This window comes from Arthrobacter sp. Cr_A7 (assembly GCF_029222765.1).
Classification (GTDB): domain Bacteria; phylum Actinomycetota; class Actinomycetes; order Actinomycetales; family Micrococcaceae; genus Arthrobacter.
Window position 1 is genome coordinate 1 of record NZ_JARHXQ010000279.1, and the last position, 1,794, is coordinate 1,794.

Consider the following 1,794-nt stretch of genomic DNA (forward strand, 5'->3'; position numbering starts at 1 on the left):
GGGGCGCAAAGGAGTTTTCGGCAGGGCGAGCATGGGGGACCAGGGCATTTGATGATTGTGACGCGACCAGTTGCTTCTATTGCAACAGCTCGGAGACGGGCTGATCACGCGGAAGATGGAGGCTCAGATCACATCCGGGGCGGGAAAGCGGCCAATCCTCCGTTGTCTTTCTGGCACAATACTTACCAGCCTCCCCTAGGGGATTCCGGTTGACCGCCGGTACTCCTGCCCACCCGTCATCCGGTACAGAGACAGGACAAAGATGTTCGAACACTCAAAAGAAGAGCACCCCGTGCGCCACAAAACTGCCCGCCGACTGACGGCGGACGACTGCATCATCGTGGATAAAAACGAACTGCGGAAGGCGCAGGTAGGCGCTGGGGTAGGCAACTTCATCGAGTGGTACGACATCGGAGTCTACGGCTACCTGGCCGTCGTCATGACCTCCGTGTTCACCGAGGGCATGGACGAACGCATGGGCCTGCTGGTCACCCTGCTCGGTTTCGCTGTGTCCTTCATTGTTCGCCCCCTGGGTGGAATGATCCTCGGGCCGCTGGGTGACAGGATCGGCCGGCGCAAAGTGCTCTTCTTCACGATGGCACTGATGGCCTTGGCCACAACCGGGATCGGCATGCTCCCCACCGCCGGCGAGGTGGGCCTGTGGGTCATCATCCCCCTGTACCTGCTCAAGATGCTGCAGGGTTTCTCCACCGGCGGCGAATACTCCGGTGCCGCCACCTACATCTCCGAGTTCTCGCCCGACCGCAACCGCGGGTATATGGCCTCCCTGCTGAACTCCGGCTCAATGCTCGGCTTCGCTGCCGGTGCCAGCATGGTGGCAGCGACCACCGCCATCACCACGTCAACGTGGGGTGACAGTGCAATGCTGGACGGCGGCTGGCGCATCCCGTTCCTGATCGCCCTTCCCCTGGGCATCGTGGCGATTCTGATGCGGCTCCGGCTCCCGGAATCACCCAGCTTCGAGGCCGCCCACGCGAAGGCCGGAACCGAAGACATTGACCCCATCTTCGTCCGGCACAACCTGCCGAACATCTTCAAGCACTACTGGCCGCAAATCCTGATCGGCTGCTCCCTCGTTGCCGCGGACGGCACGACGGGGTACCTGCTCACCAGCTACATACCCACGTACTTGGAAACCCAGGTCGGATCCGACCCTATGCACACGGCGGTTGCCGCCGTCGTCGTCCTGGTTTTGCTGGCGCTCATGATCCCGCTTGTGGCCCGCTGGTCCGACCGCATCGGCCGCCGCCCCATCTACGCGATGGCCACGATCGGAAACCTGGTCCTGCTGCTGCCGGCCTTTACCCTGATGCAGCTGGGAACGCTGTGGTCCCTGTACCTGGCACTGTTCCTGGTGTCGCTGCCCTCGGCGTTTTTCCTCGCACTGACCGCGGCCGTGATGTCGGAGCTCTTTCCCACGGCCTCCCGGTTCGGATCAGTAGGCGTCACGCACAACCTCGCCATTTCTGTTTTCGGCGGCACCACGCCCCTGGTCAGCCAGATCCTCGTTGAGGCGACCGGGAACCTGTACGCTCCCGCGTTCTACGTGATGTTCTTCTCGCTGGTGGCGCTGTTTGCCTTGCTGAAGATGCGGGAGTCGGCGTCCCGGCCCCTGCTCGGGTCAGTGCCCGTGGTTGCCAGCCGCGAGGAGGCGGACGAGCTGGTCGCCCGGCAGGACACTGATGAGCGCATCGATACCGCAACCATGCTGCTCACGCCTGCCCCTGAGGTTCGCGAGGCTGCCGGGGCGCGCTAGCAGCCTCAGGCGGCGAT

Annotated in this window: 1 protein-coding gene; it reads left to right on the forward strand. The window is 63.4% G+C overall.

Annotated features, from left to right (window positions below):
- Positions 1 to 292 precede the first annotated feature (292 nt).
- Complete coding sequence (locus tag P2Q66_RS16490; RefSeq protein ID WP_275729854.1) at positions 293 to 1,777, forward strand: MFS transporter; 1,485 nt, start codon at positions 293 to 295, stop codon at positions 1,775 to 1,777.
- Positions 1,778 to 1,794 lie beyond the last annotated feature (17 nt).